Annotated in this window: 14 protein-coding genes; 7 read left to right on the top strand and 7 right to left on the bottom strand. The window is 69.3% G+C overall.

Features of this window, described 5'->3' with window-relative positions:
- Positions 1-155: 155 nt before the first annotated feature.
- On the bottom strand, positions 156-2,159 hold the full coding sequence (locus tag Csp2054_RS00390) for an alpha/beta hydrolase family protein (RefSeq protein WP_096897302.1): 2,004 nt from the start codon (positions 2,157-2,159) through the stop codon (positions 156-158).
- A gap of 283 nt (positions 2,160-2,442) precedes the next feature.
- Between Csp2054_RS00390 and Csp2054_RS00385 the strand changes: the two genes are divergently transcribed.
- The 5 genes from Csp2054_RS00385 to Csp2054_RS00365 all read left to right on the top strand — a co-directional run bounded on the left by Csp2054_RS00385 (position 2,443) and on the right by Csp2054_RS00365 (position 8,462).
- A complete protein-coding gene (locus Csp2054_RS00385) occupies positions 2,443-4,068 on the top strand; it encodes an ABC transporter substrate-binding protein (RefSeq protein ID WP_096897300.1) in 1,626 nt (541 codons plus the stop codon).
- Positions 4,069-4,299: 231 nt separating this feature from the next.
- Entirely contained in the window at positions 4,300-5,229 is a 930-nt protein-coding gene (locus Csp2054_RS00380; protein WP_096897297.1) for an ABC transporter permease, read from the top strand.
- Complete coding sequence (locus tag Csp2054_RS00375; protein ID WP_096897295.1) at positions 5,219-6,169, top strand: ABC transporter permease; 951 nt, start codon at positions 5,219-5,221, stop codon at positions 6,167-6,169. Before Csp2054_RS00380 ends, Csp2054_RS00375 begins: the two co-directional genes overlap by 11 nt.
- Complete coding sequence (locus tag Csp2054_RS00370; protein ID WP_096897293.1) at positions 6,166-7,908, top strand: dipeptide ABC transporter ATP-binding protein; 1,743 nt, start codon at positions 6,166-6,168, stop codon at positions 7,906-7,908. Before Csp2054_RS00375 ends, Csp2054_RS00370 begins: the two co-directional genes overlap by 4 nt.
- Positions 7,909-7,970: 62 nt before the next feature.
- Positions 7,971-8,462 (top strand): PH domain-containing protein, encoded by a 492-nt coding sequence (locus Csp2054_RS00365; protein ID WP_096897291.1) that lies wholly within the window; start codon positions 7,971-7,973, stop codon positions 8,460-8,462.
- An 83-nt stretch (positions 8,463-8,545) separates the two neighbouring features.
- Here the strand turns inward: Csp2054_RS00365 and Csp2054_RS00360 are convergent, their stop codons facing one another.
- Genes Csp2054_RS00360 through Csp2054_RS00350 form a run of 3 tightly spaced genes read right to left on the bottom strand, consistent with a single transcriptional unit; the run spans position 8,546 to position 12,605 of the window.
- Positions 8,546-10,690: a dipeptide ABC transporter ATP-binding protein gene (locus Csp2054_RS00360; protein ID WP_096897289.1), complete on the bottom strand. Its 2,145-nt coding sequence runs from the start codon at positions 10,688-10,690 to the stop codon at positions 8,546-8,548.
- Positions 10,683-11,621, bottom strand: a complete 939-nt coding sequence (locus Csp2054_RS00355; RefSeq protein WP_096897287.1) for an ABC transporter permease — start codon at positions 11,619-11,621, stop codon at positions 10,683-10,685. The genes Csp2054_RS00360 and Csp2054_RS00355 overlap by 8 nt, the downstream gene beginning before the upstream one ends.
- Positions 11,622-11,624: 3 nt before the next feature.
- On the bottom strand, positions 11,625-12,605 hold the full coding sequence (locus tag Csp2054_RS00350; RefSeq protein ID WP_096897285.1) for an ABC transporter permease: 981 nt from the start codon (positions 12,603-12,605) through the stop codon (positions 11,625-11,627).
- 256 nt (positions 12,606-12,861) lie between these two features.
- Here Csp2054_RS00350 and Csp2054_RS00345 point away from each other — a divergent pair, with 256 nt between their 5' ends.
- Positions 12,862-14,580, top strand: coding sequence for an ABC transporter family substrate-binding protein (locus Csp2054_RS00345; protein ID WP_176491479.1), 1,719 nt, complete (start codon positions 12,862-12,864; stop codon positions 14,578-14,580).
- Positions 14,581-14,754: 174 nt separating this feature from the next.
- Here Csp2054_RS00345 and Csp2054_RS00340 read toward each other — a convergent pair whose 3' ends face one another.
- From Csp2054_RS00340 to Csp2054_RS00330, 3 genes are all read right to left on the bottom strand, one after another.
- Entirely contained in the window at positions 14,755-15,309 is a 555-nt protein-coding gene (locus Csp2054_RS00340; RefSeq protein WP_141399054.1) for a PH domain-containing protein, read from the bottom strand.
- A 287-nt stretch (positions 15,310-15,596) separates the two neighbouring features.
- Entirely contained in the window at positions 15,597-16,076 is a 480-nt protein-coding gene (locus Csp2054_RS00335) for a peroxiredoxin (protein WP_096897279.1), read from the bottom strand.
- Between the two features lie 78 nt (positions 16,077-16,154).
- Positions 16,155-16,904 (bottom strand): CPBP family intramembrane glutamic endopeptidase, encoded by a 750-nt coding sequence (locus Csp2054_RS00330; protein WP_096897277.1) that lies wholly within the window; start codon positions 16,902-16,904, stop codon positions 16,155-16,157.
- A 138-nt stretch (positions 16,905-17,042) separates the two neighbouring features.
- Between Csp2054_RS00330 and typA the strand changes: the two genes are divergently transcribed.
- Positions 17,043-18,965 carry a translational GTPase TypA gene (gene typA / locus Csp2054_RS00325; protein WP_096897275.1) on the top strand — a complete coding sequence of 641 codons (1,923 nt, stop codon included), beginning with the start codon at positions 17,043-17,045 and terminating at the stop codon, positions 18,963-18,965.
- The last annotated feature ends 28 nt before the right edge of the window (positions 18,966-18,993 follow it).

The following is an 18,993-nucleotide window of genomic DNA, read 5'->3' as shown; positions in this document are numbered from 1 at the left end:
GCCCCCGCCCCGCAGCGCCGGTCCGGCCCGGCAGAGCGACAGATCGACGCGCGCGCGGCGCGGCGATCTGTCGCTCTCGCGGTCGAGACGCGACACGACGGACGGGAGGCGCGGTGCCGGCTGGCACCGCGCCTCCCGTCCGTTGGGTGGTCCGGCTACGCGACCGGCGTGACGGGCAGGTGCTCCGCCCACCACGCGAGGACGTGCTCGAAGCGCTGCACGCGGTGCCACGGCCGGCCCGACCGCGAGAGCTCGTGCCCCTCGCCCGGGAACACCAGGAGCGACGCGTCGACCCCTGCCCGCCGGAGCGCGACGAACTGGCGCTGCCCCTGCTCGATCGGGCAGCGCCAGTCCTGCTCGGAGTGCGCCACCATGAACGGGATCGTGACCCGGTCGGCGTACGACAGCGGGCTGCGGCGGCGCTGCTCCTCCGGGTCCGGGCCGACGTAGGCGTCCGCGAAGTACCACCCGATGTCCGAGCTGCCCGCGAACGAGTCCCACGCGTTCACCGCGCGTTCGCTCCACGCCGCGGCGAACCGGTCACCGTGGTGGGCGGCGACCCAGCTCGTCATGAAGCCGCCGTACGAGCCGCCCATGATGCCGACGCGGGAGCCGTCCAGGTCCGGCCGCTCGAGCGCCGCGTCGAGCAGCGCGAGCACGTCGTCGACGTCCACCGTGCCCATCGCCCCGACGACCGCTCGACCGTGCTCGAGGCCGTACCCGGCCGAGCCGCGCGGGTTGCCGAGCACCACCGCGTACCCGGCGCTCGCGTACACCTGCGCCTCGTCGAAGAACGCCCACGTGTCCTGCGCGAACGGGCCGCCGTGCACCACCCGCAGCACCGGGTGCGGCCCGTCGCCGTCGGGGAGGACCACCCAACCGTGCACCGGGGTGCCGTCCGGCGCGGTGCCGGTGACCTCCTCGGTGCGGCGGATGCCCGGCGCTCCCGCCCGCTCGCGGAGCGGTGCGGCGAGGTCGGTGAGGACGGTCGGGGCGGGCGTCGTCGTGGCGCCCGGTGCACCGGCGGGCAGGTCGACGACCAGCACCTCGCCCGGGGACTCCGGGGTCGCGGCGGTCGCCACGAGGACGTCGCCGTCGACGGCGAACCCGGAGACCACCAGGCGGCCGCCGAGCACCACGTCGAGCTCGTCGAGGGCGAGTGGTGTGCCCGGTCCGACCGGGACGCGGCGGACGCCGACGGTGCCCCGGTCGAGCACGGCGACGAGCGCGTCCTCGCCGTGCGGGACCGGGGTGCCGGTCACGTCGACCGACCGGCGGTCCGTCAGCCGCTCCGGTGCGGCACCGTGGTCGGCGCGCCAGAGTCCCTGGGGCTCGGCGACGACGTGTCCGTCCCGGTGCGACGTGCCCGTGTACAGGATCGTGCCGGACGCGGTCACCGCGACGGCCCCGACGCTGCCCTCCGTCCGGACCGCGAGCGTGAGCGTGCCGCCCGCGACGTCCACCCGGTACAGGTCGTCGTCGTGCGTCTCGCGAGCACCGAGGTCGCGCGGCGCGACCACGACGAGCGCGCTCGCGTCCGGGTACCAGACCGGCGACGACAGCGAGCACGGTGCGCTGGTGAGGGCCGTCGTGACGAGTCCGGCGTCGCGGTCCGTGACGTCGACCACGACCACCTGCTGCGGCTGGTCGAGCAGGTACCCGGTGCCGTCGAGGTGGGAGTCGAGCCGCGCGACGAGCCGGGGGGCCTCGGCGGCGGGTGCCGGCCGCCGCCCGCCGCCCGGGACCGCGGAGCCGTACCGCCCGGGCTCGGGGAAGCGGGCGGTGAGGGCGATGCGCGTCGAGTCCGGGGACCACACGGGCGCGCCTGCGCCGAGGGGCAGCGCGGTGAGTACCCGGGCTTCGCCGCCGTCGACCGGTGCCACGGCGAGCTGGTCGTGTGCGCCGCCGTGCTCGTCCTCGACCCGCCGCAGGAACGCGAGCGACCGGCGGTCCGGGGACAGCACCGGCGCCGAGTCGTGCTCGCCCGAGGTGAAGCGGACCACCCCGTCGGCGGTCACCCGCTGCACGGTCGACTGCGTGGAGTCGGTCCCGAGGTCGGGCCGGGACACGGCGACGTACGCGCCGCCCCGGTGGCGGGGGTCGCCGGCGACCGTCGGGGAGGAGGGGACGTGGAGGAGGGGGACGTCGTTCGCGAGCACGGTGCCACGCTACGACGTGGCCCTTCCGGTCCTCCCGGTGGATCATGGATCACATCCGGCGCGAGGTCGCAAGAGGGTTGTTGTAGATGCAACAGAACTGCGAGCGCGGTCCGAGATCGAACGAAACTTGCATCCTCCCGCAACGATCCTGCGACTTGGTTTCCGATTTGTAACCGATTCCCTGTGGGATTGGTGCCCGCTCCTGACACTGCATACAGTGCAGAGGTCAAACGCGCCGGGCGACACCGCTGTGCCCGGCGCGTCCCATGCACCAGGAGGAATCTTGATCAACAAGCGCGCTGGGCTCGCAGCCCTGGCCGTGCTCGGGGCCACAGCGATCGCCCTGGCCGGCTGCTCCAGCAACAGCAGCAACGGGGGTGGCTCGGGTTCGACCAACGCGTCGGGCATCGTGACCACCAACGGCAGCGAGCCCCAGAACCCGCTCATCCCGTCGAACACCACCGAGACCGGTGGCGGCAAGATCATCGACTCGATCTTCGAGGGCCTGGTGTCGTACGACGCCAAGGGCAAGCCGGTGAACGAGGTCGCGAAGAGCATCGACACGTCGGACTCCAAGACGTTCGACATCACGCTCAACACGGACTACAAGTTCACCAACGGCGAGAAGGTCACGGCCGAGTCCTTCACCAAGGCGTGGAACTGGGCTGCCCAGTACTCCAACAAGCAGAGCGCGAGCTACTTCTTCGAGAACATCGAGGGCTACGACGCCACGAAGGACTCGGAGCTCACCGGCCTCAAGGTCAAGAGCGACGACGAGTTCACCGTCACGCTCAAGTCGGCGCAGTCGGACTTCCCGCTCTCGCTCGGCTACTCGGCGTTCGTGCCGCTGCCCTCGGTGTTCTACAAGGACACCAAGGCCTTCGGCGAGGACCCGATCGGCAACGGTCCGTACAAGCTCGACGGCAAGAGCGCCTGGACGCACAACCAGTCGATCAAGCTCGTCACCAACAAGGACTACGCCGGCAACCGCAAGCCGAAGAACGGTGGTCTGACGATCACGTTCTACACGTCGCAGGACACCGCGTACTCCGACGCACAGGGCGGCAACCTCGACGTCCTCGACGCCGTGCCGGACAGCGCGTTCTCGAACTACAAGTCGGACTTCCCCGACTCGAACGTCAACCAGGCAGCCGCGATCTTCCAGGCTATCTACCTGCCCTACTACCTCGACCACTGGAAGGGTGAAGAGGGCAAGCTCCGTCGCGAGGCGATCTCGCTGTCGATCAACCGCAAGCAGATCACGGACAAGATCTTCCAGGGCACCCGCACCCCGGCCAAGGACTTCACGTCCCCGGTCATCGCGGGCTGGAACGACAACCTCGACGGCTCCGACGTGCTGACGTACAACAAGTCGAAGGCCAAGGAACTCTGGGCCGAGGCCGACAAGATCTCGCCGTACAACGACACCCTCACCATCGCGTACAACGCCGACGGTGGCCACCAGGCGTGGGTGACGGCGGTCGCGAACTCGGTGTCGAGCACGCTCGGCATCAAGGCCGAGGGCAAGGCCTACCCGACGTTCGCCGAGGCCCTCGCGGTCCAGACGAACAACAAGCTCGACGGCGCGAGCCGGACCGGTTGGCAGGCCGACTACCCGTCGCTGTACAACTTCCTCGGCCCGACCATGGGCGACGGCTCGTCGAGCAACTACTCGCGCTACGACTCGACCGAGTACAACGACCTGCTCGCCAAGGGCCGTTCGGCCTCGACCGTCGAAGAGGGCAACAAGTACTTCGACCAGGCGCAGGAGCTGCTGTTCAAGGACCTCCCCGAGATCCCGCTCTGGTACTCCAACGTGACCGGTGTCTGGAACGCCGACAACGTGTCGAACGTCAAGTTCGGCTGGAACTCGGTGCCGCTGTACTACGACATCGAGGTCAAGAAGTAACCACCGTCTCCTCGTGAGACACATCGCGGACAGGTATCCTGCTCCGCGACCACCGGACGGGGGTCCGGAGGCCCACCAGGCCTCCGGGCCCCCGTACCTCGGCGGAGACCACAACCCCCACCCCGCGGGCGCCGCCGCCCGCACCGGACTCCCGTGTCGACCCGCGGACCGTCCAACCACACACGACATGAACCAGAACGACACGCGCGTCAGGAAGCAGGCCGGAATCTGATGGCCTGGTACCTCGGCAAGCGCCTCCTGCAACTCATCCCCGTCTTCTTCGGGGCAACGTTCCTCATCTACTTCATGGTGTTCTCCCTGCCGGGCGACCCGATCGCCGCCCTCTTCGGCGACCGGCAGCCGTCGCCGCAGGTGATCGAACAGCTGCGCCAGCAGTACAACCTCGACAAGCCGTTCATCGTCCAGTACCTGCTCTGGGTCGGCGGCGTGTTCCGCGGCGACCTCGGCACGACCTACTCGGGCCTGCCGGTCAGCTCGCAGCTCGCGCAGGCGTTCCCGATCACGGCGCGCCTCGCGATCCTGTCGCTGCTGTTCGAGTCGGTCGCCGGCATCGTCGTCGGTGTCATCGCGGGTCTGCGCAAGGGCAAGCTCTTCGACGCGACCGCCCTCGTCGTGAGCCTGCTGCTCATCTCGGTGCCGACCTTCGTCGTCGGCTTCCTGCTGCAGTACGTCCTCGGCATCAACCTCGGACTGTTCCGGGTCACGGTGTCGGGACAGGCGCCGTGGGACGAACTCGTCCTGCCCGCGATCGTGCTCGCGACGGTGTCGTTCGCCTACATCGTCCGACTGACGCGCGCCAGCGTCGCCGAGAACGTCTCCGCCGACTTCGTGCGGACCGCGACCGCCAAGGGGCTGCCGCGGCGTCGTGTCGTCGGCGTGCACATCTTCCGCAACTCGCTCATCCCCGTGGTGACGTACCTGGGTGTCGACATCGGCAACCTCATGGTCGGTGCGATCGTGACCGAGGGCATCTTCAACATCCACGGCGTCGGCGGCACGGTCTTCCAGGCCGTCAAGCTCGGCGAGGGGCCGACCGTGGTCTCCTTCGTCGCCGTGATGGTCATCATCTTCATGCTCGCCAACCTCCTGGTCGACCTGCTCTACGCCGTCCTGGACCCGAGGATCCGCTATGCCAAGTAACACCGAACCGCGCTCGGCGACGCACTACGTCGCCCCGATCGAGGAGACCCCGCTCCAGGCGGTCGACCAGGTCAACGAGGACGAGAAGACCCGTTCGACCTGGACCGACGCGTGGGACGCCATGAAGGTCCGCCCGATGTTCTGGGTCTCGTCGATCCTCATCGTGCTGATCATCCTGGTGGCGCTCTTCCCCGGGCTGTTCACGCACGTCGACCCGCGCGCCGCCGACCTCAACAAGAGCAACGAGGGACCGGAGCCGGGACACATCCTCGGGTTCAACCGCCAGGGCTACGACGTGTACTCCCGGACGATCTGGGGCACGCGCAACTCGCTCATCGTCGGCGTCGTCGCGACGGTCCTCGTCTCCGTGGTCGGCATCGTCGTCGGTGCCCTCGCCGGGTTCTTCGGCGGCTGGCTCGACACGATCGTCTCGCGCATCGGCGACGTCTTCTTCACGATCCCGACCGTCCTCGGCGCGATCGTCCTGATGTCGGTCCTCCCGGCGCGGAACGCCCTGACCGTCGCGCTCGTCCTCTCGGCGTTCGCGTGGCCGCAGATCGCCCGCATCATGCGCGGTGCCGTGCTCAGTGCGAAGCAGTCCGACTACGTGACCGCCTCGGCCGCGCTCGGTGTCAGCCGGTTCCAGACGCTCGTGCGCCACGTGGTGCCGAACTCGCTCGCACCGGTCATCGTGGTGGCGACCGTGTCGCTCGGCACGTTCATCGTCGCCGAGGCGACGCTGTCGTTCCTCGGCATCGGCCTGCCCGACTCGGCGCTCAGCTGGGGGCAGGACATCGGCAACGCCCAGGCGTCCATCCGTGTCGCCCCGTCGACGATCTTCTGGCCGTCCGCGGCGCTGTCCATCACCGTGCTCTCGTTCCTCCTCCTCGGTGACGTGGTCCGTGACGCACTCGACCCGAAGGCGAGGGCCCGCCGATGAGCGAGACACTGACCCAGCCGAACGCCAACCGCACGGGCGGCACCGGTGCGCCCCTGCTCGAGATCACGGACCTCGCGGTCGGGTTCAAGACCCAGAGCGGGTTCGTCCAGGCCGTCCGCAACGCGAGCTTCACCCTCGAGCAGGGTGAGCGGCTCGCCATCGTCGGTGAGTCCGGATCGGGCAAGTCCACGAGCGCCCAGTCGATCATCAAGCTGCTCCCCGGAGCCGGCGAGGTCACGGGCGGCTCGATCAAGTTCAACGGGCGCGAGCTCGTCGGGCTGAGCGACAAGGAGATGTCGGAGATCCGCGGGAAGGAGATCGGCTACGTCCCGCAGGACCCGATGTCGAACCTCAACCCGCTGTGGTCGATCGGCTTCCAGGTCGAGGAGGCCATCAAGGCGAACGGCATCGCGACCGGCAAGCACGCGATCCGCGCCCGTGCGATCGAGGTGCTGCAGGAGGCCGGGCTCGGCGACGCGTCGACCCGACTCAAGCAGTTCCCGCACGAGTTCTCCGGCGGCATGCGCCAGCGGGTGCTCATCGGCATCGGCCTGTCGAGCCGTCCGAAGCTGCTCATCGCGGACGAGCCGACCAGTGCACTCGACGTGACGGTGCAGCGCGTGATCCTCGACCACCTCGAGACGCTCACGCGCGACTACGGCACGAGCGTCCTGTTCATCACCCACGACCTCGGGCTCGCCGCCGAGCGCGCCGAGAAGCTCGTGGTGATGTACAAGGGCCAGGTCGTCGAGGCGGGACCGTCGAAGGAGATCCTGGCGGACCCGCAGCACCCGTACACGCAGCGGCTCGTGGCGGCGGCCCCGTCGCTCGCCAGCCGTCGCATCCAGTCGAAGGTGCAGCACACCCGGGTCGACATCGCCGACGTCGGCAGCGACGACACGGACCTGATCACCCGGGCGCACGCACGGGAGCAGGCGCCGGCCGACGACGTCATCGTGGTGAAGAACCTCGAGAAGGTCTACAAGCTCCGGGGCAAGAACCTCGCGACGCGCGAGCTCAAGGCCGTCGACGACGTCTCGTTCTCGATCCCGAGGGGCACCACCACCGCCCTCGTGGGGGAGTCGGGGTCGGGCAAGTCGACCGTGGCGAAGCTCGTGCTGCAGCTCGAGTCGATCACGAGCGGGTCGGTCACGTTCGACGGGATCGACGTCGGCGGGCTGAAGGGCAAGGCGCTGCTCGACTTCCGTCGGCGGGTGCAGCCGGTGTTCCAGGACCCGTACGGGTCGCTCGACCCGATGTACAACGTCGGGAACACGATCGCCGAGCCGCTGCACACGCACAAGGTCGGCGACAAGGCCTCGCGGCGTGCCCGCGTGCTGGAGCTCCTCGACCAGGTCGCGCTGCCGAAGTCGATGGTGAACCGCTACCCGAACGAGCTGTCCGGCGGCCAGCGACAGCGCATCGCCGTGGCGCGTGCGCTGGCGCTCAAGCCCGAGGTGATCGTGCTCGACGAGGCGGTCTCCGCCCTCGACGTGCTCGTCCAGGGCCAGATCCTCGACCTGCTCACCGAGCTGCAGTCCGAACTGGGGCTCACCTACCTGTTCATCACGCACGACCTCGCCGTGGTCCGCCTCGTCGCGGACAACGTGTGCGTGATGCGCAAGGGACAGATCGTCGAGAAGGCGACCACCGACGAGGTCTTCGCCAACCCGCGGGAGCAGTACACGCAGGACCTGCTCGCCGCCATCCCCGGCGCCGGGTTCGAGTTCGGACGCTGATCCCCCTGGACACGAACGAGGCCGGACGTCCCGTCGTCCTCCGCGCTGGCCGCGGGGGAACGGTGGCGTCCGGCCTCCTCGCGCTCCTGGCCCTGTTCATGCTCGGCGACGCGGCGGTCCGCGGGAGCTGGGACGTCGTCCTGCGCGCCGTGGGGCCGCTCGCCGCGCTGGTCTGGGTGCTCTGGGTGCTCACCTACCGCCCGCACATCCGACTCGACCGCGACACGGTCACCGTCGTCAACCCGTTGCGCCGCACCACGGTGCCGTGGGGCGCCGTCGAGGACGTCCGCATGCGGTACCAGGTCGTCCTCGACCTCGAGGGCGGGCGGCGGCTGACCTGCTGGGGTGGTCCCGCGCTGCCCCGTCCGAAGCCGGCACGGCGCGGTGAACCGCGCGTCCTGCGGCAGCCGGACGAGTTCGTCGTCCTGCGCGACCGCTGGGCGGAGCGTCGCGACCCGGCCGAGCACGGGCCCGTCGTCCGCGGCTGGGACACCCCGGCGGTGATCGCCGGAGTGGTCGTCGTCGTCCTCTGCGTGGTCGCCCTGCTCGTCTGACGTCGCGTCCGCGACGGACCCATGGACGGACGGGAGGCGCGGTGCCAGCTGGCACCGCGCCTCCCGTCCGTCGGTCGGACCGTCTACGCGACGGCCGCGGCCCGCTCCGTGAGCAGGTCGTTCTGGTCCGTCTGGACGCACGCCACCCCGCGACCGTGCACGTCCTGCAGCCGCGGGTCCACCGAGCGGCACTGCTGCTGCCGGCCCTCGTCGAGGAGCTGGTAGAGCGGGCAGCGGGTCCGGAAGCGGCAGCCCTCGATCTTCTCGGTGGGGGAGGGCAGGTCGCCGTCGAGCAGGATGCGTCCACGTGCTGCCTCGGCGGACGGGTCCGGCACCGGGACGGCCGACAGCAGTGCACGCGTGTACGGGTGCTGCGGGTCGTCGAAGACCTTGTCGCCCTCGCCGTACTCGACGATCCGTCCGAGGTACATGACCGCGACGTCGTCGGCGATGTGCCGCACGACGGAGAGGTCGTGCGCGACGAACAGGTAGGACAGCCCGAGCCGGTGCTTGAGGTCCTCGAGCAGGTTGATCACACCGGCCTGCACGGACACGTCGAGGGCGGAGACCGGTTCGTCGAGGACGAGGATCTTCGGCTCGACGATGAGCGCCCGGGCGATGCCGATGCGCTGCCGCTGGCCGCCGGAGAACTCGTGCGGGTACCGGTCGATGTAGCTCGGCTCGAGACCGACGAGCTCGAGGGCGTCCCGCACCCGTCGGCGGATCTCGTCCTTCGGCACGCCGTGCACCGTGAGCGGCTCACCGATCACGGAACCGATGTCCAGGCGCGGGTCGATCGACGCCATCGGGTCCTGGAAGACCACCTGGATGTCGCTCCGGAGGGCACGGCGGTCGCTCTTCGACAGCGTCGAGGTGTCGACACCGTTGACCTTGATGGTGCCCTGCTGTGCTCCGGCGAGCTCGAGGATCTCCATGATGGTCGTCGTCTTGCCGCAGCCGGACTCGCCGACCAGGCCGAGCACCTGCCCGCGCTTCAGCGTGAGCGAGATGCCGTCGACCGCGTGCACCTCGCCGATGCGGCGGCGGAACACGGCACCCTTGGTGAGCGGGAACGTCTTCACGACGTCGTCGAGCTGCAGCACGACGTCGTCGCCGTGGTCGATCGACGCCTCCGGGACGTCGTCCGGTCGCGGGAAGATCTCGGAGCGGGCGAGCGTCCCCGCGGCGATCTCGTCACGGCGGATGCAGGCCGCCGTGTGCTCGTCGTCGAAGGCGCCGTTGGTGATGGTCGGCGTCACACCGGTCAGCACGGGGTTGTCGGCGCTGTTCGGCACGCTCGGGGCGATGAGGGCGGGCTCGCCCTCGCGGCAGGCCTCGAGCACGGCGGGGCACCGGTCGGCGAACGGGCACCCGGTGGGCCGCTGCGTGAGGAGCGGCGGACGGCCCTCGAGCGGGACGAGCCGCTCGGACCGCGACGACGTCATGTTCGGCATCGAGCGGAGCAGGCCGATCGTGTACGGCATCACCGGCTCACGGAAGAGCGGTTCGACCGGGGCGGTCTCGACGATCCGTCCGGCGTACATCACCGCGACCCGGTCCGCGTTGCCCGCGACGACCCCGAGGTCGTGCGTGATCAGGACGACCGCGGCGCCGGTCATGTCCTTCGCGGTCTGCAGGACGTCGAGGATCTGCGCCTGGATGGTGACGTCGAGCGCCGTGGTCGGCTCGTCGGCGATGATGAGTTTCGGGTCGTTCGCGATGGCGATGGCGATCATCGCGCGCTGTCGCATGCCGCCGGAGAACTCGTGCGGGAAGGCGTCGAGTCGGCGCGCCGGGTTCGGGATGCCGACCGCGCGCAGGAGTTCCTCGGCCCGGGTGCGCGCCGCGTGCGGGGTGAGCGCTCGGTCGTGCAGGCGGAGCCCCTCCACGATCTGCTGCCCGATCGTGTACACGGGCGTCAGCGCCGACAGCGGGTCCTGGAACACCATGGCGATGTCACCGCCGCGGAGCGTCGACATCTCGCGGTCGTTCAGTCCGAGGAGCTCGCGGCCGTCGAACCTGATGCTGCCCTCGACCTTGGCCGACGACGGCAGCAGCCCCATGACGGCCATCGACGACACCGACTTGCCCGACCCGGACTCGCCGACGATGCCGAGGAACTCGCCCTGGTTCACCGTGTAGTCCACCCCGCGGACGGCGTAGACGGGCTTGGTCGACGGGTTGAACGTGACGGAGAGGTCGGAGACGGTGAGCAGCGGCTCAGTCACGGTTGGCTCCAGAGGTGGGGTCGATGGCGTCGCGGAGGGCGTCGCCGAGCAGGCTGGTGGAGAGGACGGTGGCGACGAGCGTCGCGGCCGGCAGGACGAACAGCCACGGGCGCGTGACCGCGGACTGGCTGCCGGCGGCGAGCAGCGTGCCGAGCGACACGTCGGGCACCTGGATGCCGAAGCCGAAGAAGCTCAGGGCGCTCTCGGACAGGATCATCGCGCCGACGCCGAGCGTGGCGTCGATGATGAGCAGCGAGGCGACGTTCGGCAGGATGTGCCGCCGGATGATCGTGAACGAGGGCACGCCCATGAACCGTGCGGCCTTGACGTAGTCGCGCTCGCGCAACGACATCGTCTGGCCGCGGATCACGCGCGCCATGATCATCCAGCCGAAGATCGCCAGGCCGATGATGATCGCGACCCAGCTGAGGTTCTTGAACACCGGGCTGAGGAGCACGAGGGCGTAGAACGACGGGATGACGAGCAGCAGGTCGATGCCCCACACCAGGGCACGGTCGACGAACCCGCCGAAGTAGCCCGCGATCGATCCGACGATCCCCGCGATGAGCGTCGCCGCCGGACCCGCGATGAGGCCGATGAGCAGCGACTTCTGCAGGCCGACGAGCGTCTGCGCGTAGATGTCCTGGCCGATGTCGTTCGTCCCGAACCAGTGCGCGGCGCTCGGCGGCATGCCGAACGCGGTGCCGTCGGAGTCGACGGCGTTCCAGTAGTAGAGGTGCGGGCCGACGAACGCCCACAGGATGATGAGGAGCAGGGCGCCGCCGCCGATGCGGGCGCGCCAGGTTCCGAACACCTTGCGCCAGAGCGGGGTGCGGTTCGACTTGGTGCCGACGGGGTGTGCGGGCTTGCCGGCGTTGCCGTCCAGCGGGTCGCCGGCGGTCGTCGTGGTCGTGGGGTCGAGTACGGACACGGGTCACACCCTCACTCGCGGGTCGAGCGCGGCGTAGAGCAGGTCCGCGAGGGTGCCTGCGATGAGCACGAGGATCGCCGTGAAGAGGATCGTGCCCGCTGCCGCGTTGATGTCGTTGTTGCTGATGCTCTGGACGAAGTACTCACCCATGCCGTGCCACGAGAAGACCAATTCGGTGATGCTCGCGCCCGTGAGGATGAGGCCGAAGGAGTAGGCGAAGAAGGTCGACATCGGGATCAGTGCGACCCGGACGCCGTGCCGGAGGATGGCCGATCCGCGCGTCCGGCCCTTCGACCGGGCCGTGCGGATGAAGTCGTTCGACAGCACGTCGAGCATCGCCGAGCGCTGGTACCGGGAGTACGAGGCGACCGCGCCGAGCGTCAGGGAGATCGTCGGCAACAACAGGTGCACCAACCGGTCGCCGAGGACGGGGAAGAACCCGGTCACCCCCGGTGTGTACTCACCGGTGAAGCTGATCACCTGCGTGCCGACCGAGTTGTTCAGCGTCGTCGCCAGGATCATCAGCACGACGGCGATGACGAACGGCGGCGTGGCCAGGACCGCGAAGGACAGGTACGTCGACACCTGGTCGGAGGCCTTGTACTGGCGGACGGCGTTCCAGACGCCGAGCATCACGCCGAGGAACGCCCCGAGCAGGGTGCCGATCACGAGCAGGCGGAGGCTGGTGCCGGAGCGGGCGACGATGTCGGCGGTGACCTCGGTGCCGCGCGAGCTCAGGCCGAGCGAGCCGTGCGTGACGAGGTTCGCCCACCAGTTCCACGTGCGGACCAGGAGCGGCACGTTCGGGTCGGCGCCGAGCTTCTGCAGCGACGCGTCGATCGTGCCCTGCGGGACCGCGGGGTTGCGGCCGAGGAACCGTGCCGCGGGGTTGAGCGTGGAACTGGCGAGCAGGTAGCCGAGGGTCGTCGCGACGATCGTCAGGATCACGTAGTTGACGATCCGCTTCGCGAGGAAAGCAAGCATGTACAGGGACCTCAGGGGTGCGGCCGTCCGTCCGGACGGCGTTGTTCGGTGGCGACAGGTTAGCCGGTTCCGAGCAGCGGTGGGTGATCACCCACGACGCTAGGGCGCGGACGTTACGAGCATGTTTCGATCCGACGTGACCACTCTTGTTCCGTCTGCCGATGTGACTAGGGTTCTTCTCCAACAGGCGTGTCGGCCCGCGGGTTGGCGCGCGTCTGCGCTTCGGCGCGAACCTGAACGAAAGGGAATCCTCGCCATGCGAATGAGGATCAAGACGACGGCCGTGCTCGCCACAGCAGCCGCCGCGGCACTCGTGCTCGCGGGCTGCTCGGGCGGCGGGACCGCCGGAGGAAGCAGCTCGGCAGTCGCCACGTCGTCACTGCAGTCGACGGGCTGGACCACGGCCGACCGCAGCGAGATCAAGGACGGCGGGTCGCTCACGCTGCCCATCGACTCGGCTCCTGCGAACTTCCAGGTCAACAACCTCGACTCCGGCACCGTCGACGACGCCACCATCTCCGGCGTCTACCTGCCCGGCTTCATCCAGTTCAAGGAGAACGGCGACTGGGAGGTCAACAAGGACTTCGCCACGTCGGTGAAGCTGACGAAGGACTCCCCGCAGACCGTCGAGATCAAGATCAACCCGAAGGCCACCTGGTCCGACGGCACCCCGATCACCGAGAAGGACGTCGAGGCCAACTGGAAGGCCCTCAACGGCACCAACAAGGCCTTCGCCCCGCTCGCCACGAACGTGTGGGAGGACATCGACTCGGTCAAGCAGGGCTCGGACGAGCGCGACGTCATCATGACGTTCTCGAAGACCAACGCCGACTGGCCGAGCGTCCTCGGGACCATCTACCCCTACTGGGCGGTCGACACCCCCGACCACTTCAACAAGGCCTGGGCCAAGGGCCCGTACGCGGCGGACGGCAAGACCTACGTGTCCGGCGGCCCGTACATCGTGAAGTCGTTCGACGCCAACGGTGGCGTCCTGACCTTCGAGAAGAACTCGAAGTGGTGGGGCGACACGCCGAAGCTCGACACGATCGTCTTCAAGACGGTGTCGCGTGACGGTGTCGCGCAGGCGTACGCCAACAAGGAGTTCGACGCGTTCAACCTGAACGGTTCCGCGGACAACTTCAAGACGGCGAACTCGCGCTCCGACTCGAAGATCGAGCGCTCGCTCGGCACGACGCAGCGCCAGATCACGCTGAACGGCACCTCGGACGTCTTCAAGGACAAGGCGGTCCGTCAGGCCTTCGCGCAGTCGCTGAACCGCGAGGTCCTCGCCCAGGCGATCCTGTCGCCGGTGAAGAGCCCGGTCACGGTGCTCAACAACCTCATCTACCTGCCGGGTCAGAAGGGCTACGTCGACCACGCCTCGAGCGTGTACGGCTACAGCGTCGACAAGGCGAAGAAGAAGCTCGAGGACGCCGGCTACACCATCGGTTCCGACGGCTACGCGACCAAGGGCGGCAAGGAGCTCGACGTCCGCTTCGTGATCCCGTCGGGCAACCAGAACTCGGCGAACATCGCGCAACTCGTGCAGCAGCAGGCGAAGCTCGCCGGCTTCAAGGTGACGATCGACACCGTGCCGACCGACGACTTCTTCACGAAGTACATCACCACGACGACGCGTGACTTCGACGCCACGTACTTCGCCTGGCAGGGCACGCCGTTCCCGGTGTCGTCCACCAAGTCGATCTACTACCCGGCGGACTCGGGCCAGAACTACATGGGCATCACCGACGACTCCCTGGGCAAGATGTGGGACACCGCGAACGGTGAGCTCGACCCGAGCGCCCGCATCAAGGACGCGAACAAGATCGACAAGGTCATCGTGTCCCTCGCCGGGACGATCCCGCTGTTCCCGGAGCCCTACGCGTGGGGCGTCCGCAAGGACCTCGTGAACTACGGTCCGGCGCAGTTCCAGCAGTCCTCGGTGAAGTGGCAGGACGTGGGCTACAAGAAGTAGTCCGCGGACACGCACCGCACACGACACCCCCGGCGCTTCGGCGTCGGGGGTGTCGTCGTCCGTGCGGACGCCGCTGGTGACCGGCCTGGAGGCGCGGCTCGCGCCCGGCGGGGCGGCCCGCCTCAGGTGCGGGGCCCTTCAGAGCTGCGCGGCCTGCCTCGGACGCGGGGTGCGTCAGAGCTGCGCGGCCGCCATCGTCGCGGCGAAGCCGAGCACGACGAGCGCCACCACCGTCCACCCGTGCGGGCGGTGCACGATCGGTGCGGCGGTCACGGTCGCCGGGGGCGGGCCGTCCTGGGCGGCCGCAGCAGGGATGTGCGCGCGCACCGCGTCTGCCGCGGCGTCGACGGTGAGCCGCACCGTGCCTCCCGGCTGCTGGGGGCCGGACCCCAGCGTACCGAGGCGGGCCGTGGGTCGCGTCGCGATCCAGGTGCGGCGGACGCCCTCGCTGGTGACGACCTCGAGGCCGTACTTCGTGCGGACCTCGGTGACGCGGCGCCAGGCATAGGTGCTGGTGCGGCGGACGTCGACGATGCGGAGCGCGTCGGCGGTGAGCTCGATGCGCGGCCGCCAGAGGACGGCCCAGGCGAGGAACGCGATGAAGACGCTCGGGACGGGGGCGAGCCAGGCGGAGCCGTCGCCGAGCACGGCGAGGGGGACGAGGGCGACGGACACGATCCAGAGCACCACGGCGAGGACGCGCATCCCGGGCACGACGATGACGGTCACGCACACAGCGTAGGAGAGTGTGACGGGTGCCTCCCGTCGGTGCGCGCTGTGGCGGCGGAAGAGGGCGTGATAAGGAGCGAGTGTGACGAGAGTGCCTCCCCGGAGACGTCCGGGGAGCGGGTGTGACACACCGGCGCGTATCTCCGGACGACCCGATTCTCCGGGGAGGCAAGTCCTGGTGGACCTCTCGTCCCACCAATGGTCCCGGCCCCCTGTTCGGGTGTCAATACCCGAGGCTGGGAGGTTCCGGAGACCGACACGCCGACCCCGACCCGATCCGCTCAGGATCAGGCGACGAGGAGCTCGATCTGTTCGCGGATGACCTCGGCCTTCGGGAAGCGGAGTCCGACCAGCCCGACGTGTCGCCACCGGACGATGCCGTCCGGCCCGATCACGAACACCGACCGCCGGACGCCGATGCCGGGGGCACGCACCCCGTAGGTCCGCACGACGGCGCCGGACGGGTCGCTCAGCAGCGGGAACGTGAGGGACGATCCCCGCGCGAACGACTCGTGCGAGTCCAGCGCCTGCGGACTGACGCCCCACACGACGGCCCCGAGGTCGGCGAACCCGTCGAGCTCCTCCTGGTAGCTGCACAGTTGAGCGGTGCACACCGGGGTGGCGTCACCGGGGTAGAACGCGAGCACGACGGTCCGGCCGATCTCGGCGGACAGGTCGTACACGTCGTCGGTGCGCGTCCCGGAGCGCACGACGGTGCCGGCCAGGGTGAAGGTCGGGGCCGGTTCGCCGACCTCGGGGATGCTCATGTGCTCACGGTAGGGCCGGGGCTCGGCGGGGGCACCGCGGCACGCTGTGGGTCTGCTGTGCGGATGCCGTGGGCGGCATCACCGGAACAGCTGCGGGAAGGCGTGCGCCACCCAGGGGTAGCCGACGAAGACCACCGCGTCGAGCAGGCAGTGCGTGATGACGAGCGGGAGCAGGCGGCCCCACTTCGTGTAGATCCAGCCGAAGACGACGCCCATGACGGCGTTCCCGATGAACGCCCCGAAGCCCTGGTACAGGTGGTAGCTCCCGCGCAGGACCGCGGTGGACAGGATGACCTGCCACCGTCCCCACCCGAGGCCGCCGAGCCGGTCGTACAGGTACCCGACGACGATGACCTCCTCCTGCAGGCCCGACCGGATCGCCGAGAGCAGCAGCACCGGCACCGTCCACCAGTACGAGTCGAGCGCCGCGGGGTCCACGTTCACGGTGACGCCGAGTGCGCGGCCCGCGAAGTACAGCGCGAGGCCCGGGATGCCGATGCACAGGGCGATCAGAGCGGCGCCCCCGAGGTCCGGTCGCACCCGGAACCGGTCGATGCCGAGCCGGCCCAGGTGCGGGCGGGTCGTGCTCCAGAGGAGGTAGCAGACGAGCGCGACCGGGGCGAGGTCGACCGCGATGCCGACGAGCTGCCGCGCGAGGTCGACGTACTGCACCGTGGTGGTCGACGTGTTGAGCGCGGTGGACTGCTGCCCGAGCGGGGTCGTCTGCGACAGGTCGTCGATGATCTGCAGGATCGAGTACAGCGCGCTGCCGCCGAGCGACAGCATGAGGACGATCGTGACCTCGATCCACGTTCGCCGTCGGCTCATGCGCTGTACTCCTGTCGGTTGCGAACTACCGGTAGACTGGCGTGTCGGGCGTTCTGCCCGCCTCCGGGCAGTGCCACCGCGGCGCGAGCGCCACAGTCGGCCGCCCGATCTTCTTCCGAACACCAAAGGATGTCCTGTATGGCGCTCGCCACCCGGTCCGACCTGCGCAACGTCGCCATCGTGGCACACGTCGACCACGGCAAGACCACCCTCGTCGACGCGATGCTCACGCAGACCAACTCGTTCGACGCCCACTTCGAGGGCGAAGACCGGATGATGGACTCGAACGACCTCGAGCGCGAGAAGGGCATCACCATCCTCGCGAAGAACACCTCGGTGCTCTACAACGGGAAGCACGCCGAGGAGTACAACCCGGGCGGCCGCATCACCATCAACGTGATCGACACCCCGGGCCACGCCGACTTCGGCGGCGAGGTCGAGCGCGGCCTCTCCATGGTCGACGGTGTCGTGCTGCTCGTCGACGCGTCCGAGGGCCCGCTGCCCCAGACCCGCTTCGTCCTCCGCAAGGCGCTCGCCGCCAAGCTCCCGGTGATCCTGCTCGTCAACAAGACGGACCGTCCGGACTCCCGCATCGACGAGGTCGTCTCCGAGTCGCAGGACCTCCTGCTCGGCCTGGCCTCCGACCTGTCGGACGAGGTCGACGACCTCGACCTCGACGCCATCCTCGACGTCCCCGTGGTGTACGCCTCGGGCCGCGCCGGCGCCGCGTCGCGCAACAAGCCGGAGGACGGCAGCCTGCCGGACAACGACGACCTCGAGCCGCTGTTCGAGGCGATCCTCCAGCACGTCCCGGCCCCGACCTACGACGACGAGCACCCCCTGCAGGCGCACGTCACGAACCTCGACGCCTCGCCGTTCCTCGGCCGCCTCGCGCTGCTGCGCATCTTCCACGGCACGATGAAGAAGGGCCAGACCGTGGCCTGGGTGAAGCACGACGGCTCCGTGCAGAACGCCCGCATCACCGAGCTCCTCGTCACGAAGGCGCTCGACCGGTACCCGGCGGAGTCCGCTGGCCCCGGTGACATCGTCGCCGTCGCCGGCTTCGAGGACATCACCATCGGTGAGACCCTGACCGACCCCGAGGACGTCCGTCCGCTGCCGACCATCACGGTCGACGACCCGGCGATCTCGATGACGATCGGCACGAACACCAGCCCGCTCGTCGGCAAGGTCAAGGGCCACAAGCTCACCGCCCGCATGGTCAAGGACCGACTCGACCGCGAGCTCGTCGGCAACGTCTCGCTCAAGGTCCAGGACATCGGACGCCCCGACGCATGGGAGGTCCAGGGCCGCGGCGAGCTCGCGTTGGCGATCCTCGTCGAGCAGATGCGCCGCGAGGGCTACGAGCTCACGGTCGGCAAGCCGCAGGTCGTCACGAAGAAGGACGAGAACGGCAAGACGCTCGAGCCGTACGAGCACATGACGATCGACACGCCGGAGGAGTACCTCGGCGCCATCACCCAGCTCATGGCCGCCCGCAAGGGCCGCATGGAGAACATGGTGAACCACGGCACCGGGTGGATCCGCATGGAGTTCATCGTGCCGTCGCGCGGCCTGATCGGCTTCCGCACGTCGTTCCTCACCGAGACCCGCGGCACCGGCATCGCGAACGCGATCTCGCACGGCTACGGCGAGTGGGCCGGCCCGATCCAGACCCGCATCAACGGCTCGATCGTCTCCGACCGCGCCGGTGTCGTCACGCCGTTCGCCATCACGAACCTCCAGGAGCGGATGACGTTCTTCGTCAACCCGACCGAGGAGGTCTACGAGGGCATGGTCATCGGCGAGAACTCGCGCGCCGACGACATGGACGTGAACATCACGAAGGAGAAGAAGCTGACGAACATGCGTTCGTCGACGGCCGACACCTTCGAGTCCATGACCCCGTCGCGCCAGCTGTCGCTCGAGGAGTGCCTGGAGTTCGCCCGCGAGGACGAGTGCGTCGAGGTCACCCCGGACGCGGTCCGCATCCGCAAGGTGGAGCTGGACGCACAGGCGCGTGCCCGCGCCTACGCCCGCCTCAAGCGGCAGGACGCGTAAGCGGCAGCAGCAGGGAGGCCCGTCCTCC

This window comes from Curtobacterium sp. 'Ferrero' (assembly GCF_002412165.1).
Lineage (GTDB): Bacteria > Actinomycetota > Actinomycetes > Actinomycetales > Microbacteriaceae > Curtobacterium.
This window is presented reverse-complemented; position numbering and strand designations above follow the sequence as displayed.